The sequence below is a fragment of the Rhodococcus sp. YH1 genome (assembly GCF_009939605.1).
In the GTDB taxonomy this organism is placed as follows: domain Bacteria; phylum Actinomycetota; class Actinomycetes; order Mycobacteriales; family Mycobacteriaceae; genus Rhodococcus; species Rhodococcus aetherivorans.
The window spans coordinates 1-7,281 of sequence record NZ_WVTE01000114.1; the positions used below are offsets into that span (position 1 = coordinate 1).

At 71.9% G+C, this 7,281-nt stretch carries 1 protein-coding gene; it reads right to left on the reverse strand.

Features of this window, described 5'->3' with window-relative positions:
- Nucleotides 1-7,281 (reverse strand): non-ribosomal peptide synthetase (locus AIIKEEIJ_RS10895; protein WP_161995628.1); only part of this gene is annotated, 7,281 nt, incomplete at both ends.

Genomic DNA, 7,281 nt, shown 5'->3' on the forward strand with positions numbered 1-7,281 from the left:
CGCGCAAGACGATTGACCCGGGCATCGAACTCGCCGTAGGTGAGCGTCACACCCTCGAACACCAACGCCGGCGCGTCGGGAGCGCGCCGCACCTGCTCGTCGAACAGATCCACCAGCGTCGCCGGCCCCCCGACCGCACGAGCGGTCTCGTTCCACGCCTCGAGCACCCGCACCCGCTCGGCCACCTCGAGAATCTCGATATCCCCCAGAGCCACCGACGGATCCGCCACGACCGCCTCGAGCACCCGCACGAACCGCTCCGCGAACACCACGACGGTCGGCTCGTCGAACAGATCCGTGGCGTACGTGAGCACGCTCGTGATCCCCTCGGGGGCGCCGTCGTCGGCGTACCGGTCGGTGACCACGAGATGCAGGTCGAACTGCGAGGTCTGCAGGTCCGCGTCCACACCGGAGACGGTCAGTCCCGGCAGCTCGAGGCTCGTCGTCGCGAGGTTCTGGAACGACAGGCCCACCTGGAACAGCGGATGCCGCGCCGTCGACCGCTCCGGATTGAGCACCTCCACGAGCCGCTCGAACGGCACGTCGGCGTTCGCGAAGGCCTGCAGGTCCCGCTCCCGCGCCTGGTCGAGCAGGTCGGCGAAGGACTCGCCGGGCTCGACCCGGGTGCGGAAGACCAGCGTGTTGACGAACATGCCGATCAGATCGTCGAGTTCACGCTGACCGCGGCCGGCGATCGGCGTGCCGATCGCGATGTCGTCGGTGCCCGACAGCCGCGCGAGCAGCACCGCGAACGCGGCGTGGACGGCCATGAACAGCGTCGCCCCCCGGCCCCGCGCCAGCTCGACCAGCCGCCGGTGCAGGTCGGCGTCGATCGTGAAGTCGATCTTCCCGCCCGCGAAGGACTGCACGGCCGGTCGCGGCCGGTCGGTCGGCAGATCCAGCTGGTCCGGCAGATCCGCCAGGGCCTGCTTCCAGTACGTCACCTGCTTCGCAGCCACCGACGCCGGGTCGTTCTCGTCGCCGAGCACCCGCCGCTGCCACAGGGCGTAGTCGGCGAACTGCACCGGCAGCGGTGCCCAGTCCGGAGCGTTCCCGGTCGACCGGGCGACGTACGCCGCCACGAGATCGCGGGTGAGCGGCCCCATCGAGGAGCCGTCCGCCGAGATGTGGTGGACGACGAAGGCGACGATCATCTCGTCCTCGCCGACGGCGAACAACCGCACCCGGATCGGGGCCTCCGACGTCACGTCGAAGCCGGTGTAGGCCAGCTCGCGGATCCGATCGGCGACCTCGTCCCAGGTGGTGACGACCGGTGTCAGGTCCGGGACCACCGCCGTCACCGGCAGCACGACCTGGACCGCGCCGTCGTCGGTCTCCGGGTACGCCGTGCGCAGCACTTCGTGCCGGGTGAACACGTCCCGGATCGCGTCCTGCAGCGCCGCGACGTTCAACCGGCCCGACAGCCGCAGCGCCACCGGCAGGTTGTAGGCCGCCGACTCCGGGTCGAAGCGGTTGAGGAACCACATGCGCTGCTGGGCGAGCGAGAGCGGCACCCGTTCCGGCCGCGGCCCGGCCACCAGTGGCACGGACCCGCCGGATCCGGCGTGCTGCTCGACGTGCGCCGCGAGCGCCTCGACCGTCGAGGCGTCGAACAGCACCCGCACCGGCACCCGCGAATCCAGCGCCGCACCCAGGCGCGCCACCAGCTGCGTGGCGATCAGCGAGTTACCGCCGAGCGCGAAGAAGTCGTCGTCGAGACCGACCCGGTCCACGCCGAGGACCTCGGCGAAGATGCCCGCGACGATCTCCTCGATCGGAGTCGTCGGGGCCCGGAACTCCCGCGCGGCGAACGTCGGCGCGGGCAGCGCCTTGCGATCGAGCTTGCCCGAGGTGTTCAGCGGGAACTCCGCGAGCACCACGATCGCCGCGGGCACCATGTACGACGGCAGCGTCCGCGTCACGAACGCGATCACCTCGCCCGCGTCCACCTCGTGGCCCGGCGCGGGAACGACATAGCCGGCGAGCTGGTCGCCGGTCGGGGTCGGCACCACCAGCACCGCGGCCTGGTTCACCGACTCGTGCGCCAGCAACGCCGTCTCGATCTCGCCGAGCTCGATGCGCTGACCGCGGAACTTCACCTGGAAGTCGGTGCGGCCGATGTACTCGAGTTCCCCGGTTTCGTTCCAGGTGACCAGGTCGCCGGTGCGATACATCCGCTCCCCCGGCGCCCCGAACGGGTTCGCGACGAACCGGTCGGAGGTCAGGTCCGGGCGGCGGACGTAGCCGCGGGCCAGCTGCACGCCCGCCAGATACAGCTCACCCGGGACCCCGACCGGCACCGGCCGCAGCCGGCCGTCGAGGACCAGCACCCGCACGTTCCACTCCGGGACGCCGATCGGCACCACGTCGACCGGTCCGGTGGCCGGCGCCTGCCAGAAGGTGGCCGACACCGCCGCTTCGGTCGGGCCGTAGAGGTTGTCGATCGCGGCCGTGCTGATGCGCCGCACGCCCTCGATCGTCTCCGGCGGCAGGGCCTCGCCGATCACGAAGATGTGCCGCAGCGTGACACACGACTCCCGGTCGACGTGGGCGGCGAACACCGTGAGCATCGACGGCACGAAGTCGGTGATCGTCACCTTCTCGCGGGCGATGACGTCCGCGACGTACACCGGGTCGCGGTGGCCGTCGGGTGTCGCCACGACCAGCTTCGCCCCCACGCTCAGCGGCATGAAGAAGCCCCACAGCGACACGTCGAACGTCGTGGCCGTCTTCTGCAGGTAGACGTCCTGTGCCGTCATCTCGAACTCGTCGAGCATCCACGCCGTCTGGTTGACGATGGCGCGGTGCGTGACGGCGACGCCCTTGGGCCGGCCGGTCGAGCCGGACGTGAAGATGGCGTAGGCCGTGTTGTCCGGGCGCAGCGGCGCACGCCGGTCCCGGTCGGTGACGGGCGCGTCCGAGACCGCCGACAGATCCAGCTCGTCGACGAGGACGGCGTCGACGGTGAGCCCGTCGGGAACGGTGAACTCGTCGCGGGCGGTCGTGACGATGCACACCGGGTCGGCCGTGTCGAGGATGTGCCGGACACGGTCGACCGGGTGATCCGGATCGATCGGCACCCATGCGCCGCCGGCCTCGACGATCGCGTACATGCCCACCAGCAGGTCGAACGACCGCCGGATCGCCAGGCCCACCAGGGACTCCGGCCCCACCCCCTGCGAGATCAGGTGCCGCGCGAGGCGATTGACGCGGGCGCCGAATTCGGCGTACGTCAGCTCGGCACCCTCGTAGGCCAGCGCCACCGCATCCGGGGTGCGCCGGGCCTGCGCCTCGAACCGGGACAGGAGCAGTTCGGTGCCGTCGAGGGCGTGGTCCGAGTCGTTCCACCCGTGCAGGATCTGCTCGAGTTCGGCCGCGTCGAGCAGATCGACGTCGCCGACGGGCAGCGCCGGCTGCTGTGCGATCGCTTCGAGGACCCGCACGAACCGCGACAGCAGCGTCTCGACCTGCTGCACGTCGAACAGCCTGCGCTGGTAGCGCAGGTCGAGTTCCATGCCGGATCCGACATGGATGAACAGGCTCAGCGGGTAGTGGGTGGCGTCGTTCGTGCCGACGCCGGTGACCGACATGCCGTCGATCGACGCCGCCTGGTCGGCCAGGCCCTTCTCGTCGAGCGGGTAGGACTCGAACACCGTGAGGGTGTCGAACGCCACGGTCGGCCCGGCGACCCGCTGGATCTCGGTGAGACCCAGATGATGATGCTCGAGCAACTCGGCCTGCTCCTGTTGCAGGCGCTGCAGGAACCGCTCGATCGGCTCCTGCGGATCGAACGTCACCCGCACCGGCAGGGTGTTGATGAACAGGCCCACCATCGACTCCACGCCGGGCAGGTCCGCCGGCCGGCCCGACACGGTGGCGCCGAAGACGACGTCGTCGCGTCCGGTCGACCGGCCGAGCAGCACGCCCCACGCCGCCTGGACGAGGGTGTTGACGGTGACGCCGAGCCGGGCTGCGGCCGAGGCGATCTCGGCCGTGCGGGCGTCGTCGAGCAGCAGCCGCACGCGGTCGGCGCCCTCGGCGCCGGGGTGCCGGTCGGTCGCCGGGGCGAGCAGCGTCGGCTCCTCGAACCCGTCGAGCACCCGGGCCCACGTGGCGCGGGAGGCGTCGAGGTCACGCTCGGCGACCCACGCCAGGAACGACCGGTAGGAGCGGGCCCGCGGCAGCGGCGACGCATCCCCGCGGGTGGCGTACAGCATCATCATGTCCTGCATCAGCAGCGGCATCGACCAGCCGTCGATGAGGATGTGATGCACGGTCACGCCGAGCTGGTAGCGGCCGTCGCCGAGCGACGCGAGGACGAACCGGATCAGCGGCGCCTCGTCCATCGCGAACCGGCGCGCCTGCTCCTCCCGCCAGAACGGGACCGTCGCGCGCACGCCCTCGGCGGCGACGAGCTGCGACAGGTCGGCCTCACGCCACGGCACCCGCACGTCGGAGAGCACCACCTGCACCGGGGCACCGGCGGCGTCGGTGACGAACACCGTCCGCAGGTTCGGGTACCGGTCGAGCAGCGCCTGCGCCGCACCGCGCAGCCGCTGCGGATCGACCACGCCGTCGAGGTCGAGCACGGCCTGGATCGTGTAGACGTCCACGCTGGATTCGTCCATGAGGGCGTGGAACAGCAGGCCCGACTGCAGCGGGGACAGCGGCCATACGTCGGTCGCCGACGGGAAGCGCGCCTCCCACGCCTCGAGGTCCTGCTGGGTCACCGACACGAGCGGCACGTCCGACGGGGTCAGGCCGCCGGCGCCGGGCTCGCTCGCGTACCGGGCCAGCGCCGCGAGCGCGTCCACCCAGTAGGCGGCGAGGGACTCGATCTCGTCCGGGCCGAGAAGGCCGGTCGGGAAGGCGAATCCGGCCGCGAGCTGCGGTCCGTCCGCACCGTCGGACACGATCGCGTTGATGTCGACGACGGCGTTGGCGGGCATGTCCGCGTCGAGGGCGGCGTCGACCCCACCGAGCGCGTCCGTCGGAACCCAGCCGATCGCGGCGAGTTCCTCGGGCACGTCCGCGGCGGACACCCGGCCGAGGTAGTTGAAGCTCACCTGCGGCTGGGTGGTGTATGCGGACAGGATCTGCGAGCCGACCGGATCGAGGTGGCGCAGCAGGCCGTAGCCCATGCCCTTGTCCGGGATCGCCAGGAGCTGTTCCTTGACGGCCTTGACGGCGGATCCCATGGCGGTGCCGCCGGCGAAGGCGTCGTCGACGTCGATGCCGGTCAGGTCCACCCGCACGGGATGCGCGCTGGTGAACCAGCCGACGGTGCGGGACAGGTCCGCACCCGGCACGACCGACTCCTCGCGGCCGTGACCCTCGAACTTCAGCAGCGCGGACGTCGCGTCGACGCCGCGGTCGCGCCGCCACCGGGTCAGCGCCAGGCCGAGCGCGGCGATGAGCCCGTCGTTGACGCTGCCGTGGAACAGCGCGGGCACCGCGGTCAGCAGCGCCTCGGTGTCGGCCGCGGGGATGTTCACGTCGAGACGCTGCACGGTCGACGCGACGTCGACCGCCGGGTCGAACGCGCGGCCGCCGAGCAGCGGGTCCGGCCCGTCGAGCACCGACCGCCACAGCTCCAGCTCCGCCCGGCGTTCGGGCGCGCGCGCGGCGTCCACCAGACCGTGGGCCCAGCGGCGCAGCGACGTGCCGACCGGCGGCAGCGCGACGTCCTGTCCCGCCGCCACCTGGCCCCACGCGACGGCGAGGTCGGGCAGCAGGATTCGCCAGGAGACGCCGTCGACCACGAGATGGTGGGCGACGACGAGCAGCACGCCGGGGCGTTCGCCGGGTCCGAAGTCGAACCACACGAACCGCAGCACCCGTCCATCGGTGGGCGCGAGCCGGTCGAGCGCGGCGTCGAGCTCGCGCGACGCGACCGCGGTGAGCGCGGCGGCGTCGATGTCGGCGGGCACCTCGACGCGGGTGACGAGTTCGTCGGCGTCGACCGTGCCCGCGGCACGCACCCGCAGCACGGGAGCGCCGTCGGCGTCGTGCTCGAGGATCGACCGCAGCGCGTCGTGGTGGTCGACGACGGCGCCGATGGTGCGCACCAGCACGTCCCGGTCGATGTCCTTAGGCAGCGTCACCGCCACGGACTGGGAGAAGCGGTCGAACCCGCCACCCCAGCCGAGCACCTCGCGCATGATCGGCGTGAGCGGCACCTCGCCGACGCCGCCGCCGGGCAGTTCCTTCAGACCGCCGGGGCCCTCGCCCGCGGTGGTGCGGGTCGCGACCTCGGCGAGACCGGCGACCGACCGGCGCTCGAACACGTCACGCGGCGTGAACACGACGCCGCGGGCCTTGGCGCGCGAGACCAGCTGGATGGAGACGATGCTGTCGCCCCCGAGCGCGAAGAACGACTCGTCGACGCCGACCCGGTCGAGGCGCAGCACCTCGGCGAACACCTCGGCGATGATCTCCTCGAGATCATTGCTCGCGGCCCGGAATTCGCGCTCCTCGAGCTCCGGTTCGGGCAGCGCGTCGCGATCGAGCTTGCCGACGGGGGTCAGCGGGATCTTGTCGAGCACGACGAGCGCGGAGGGCACCATGTGCGCCGGCAGCGAGCGGCCGACGAACTCGGTCAGCGCGGCGGTGTCGATCGTCGCGCCCGCCTTCGGCAGCACGTAGGAGACGAGCACGGTGCCGCCGGAGGGCGTCGTGCGGCCCAGCGTGGCCGCGAACTCCACGGTCTCGTGGGACGTCAACGCCGAGTCGATCTCGCCGAGTTCGATGCGGAAACCGCGCACCTTGACCTGGAAGTCGCTGCGCCCGACGAACTCGAGTTCGAGCCGGTCGTCGTCCATGACGCGCCAGCGCACCATGTCGCCGGTGCGGTACATCCGCGCGCCGTCCGCCGTGAACGGATCGGCGACGAACCGTTCCGAGGTGAGCACCGTACGCCGGTGGTAGCCGCGGGCGAGGGCGGCACCCGACAGGTACAGCTCACCCGCGACACCCACGGGGACGGGCCGCAGCCGCGAGTCGAGAACGAGGGCGGTCGTGCCGCGCACGGGGCCGCCGATCGTGATCGGATCCCCGGGCCGCACGTGCGCATAGGTGGAGATGACCGTCGCCTCGGTCGGGCCGTAGCCGTTGAGCAGCGTGCGGCCGGGCGCCCACCGGTTCACCAGCTCCGGCGGCAGGGCCTCACCACCGACCACGACCACCTCGAGGCTGTCGAGGCCCTCGGGGTCGACGGTGCCGATCACCGCGGGGGTGATGATCGTGTGGGTGGGGCGTTCGGTGCGGAACAGTTCCGCGAGG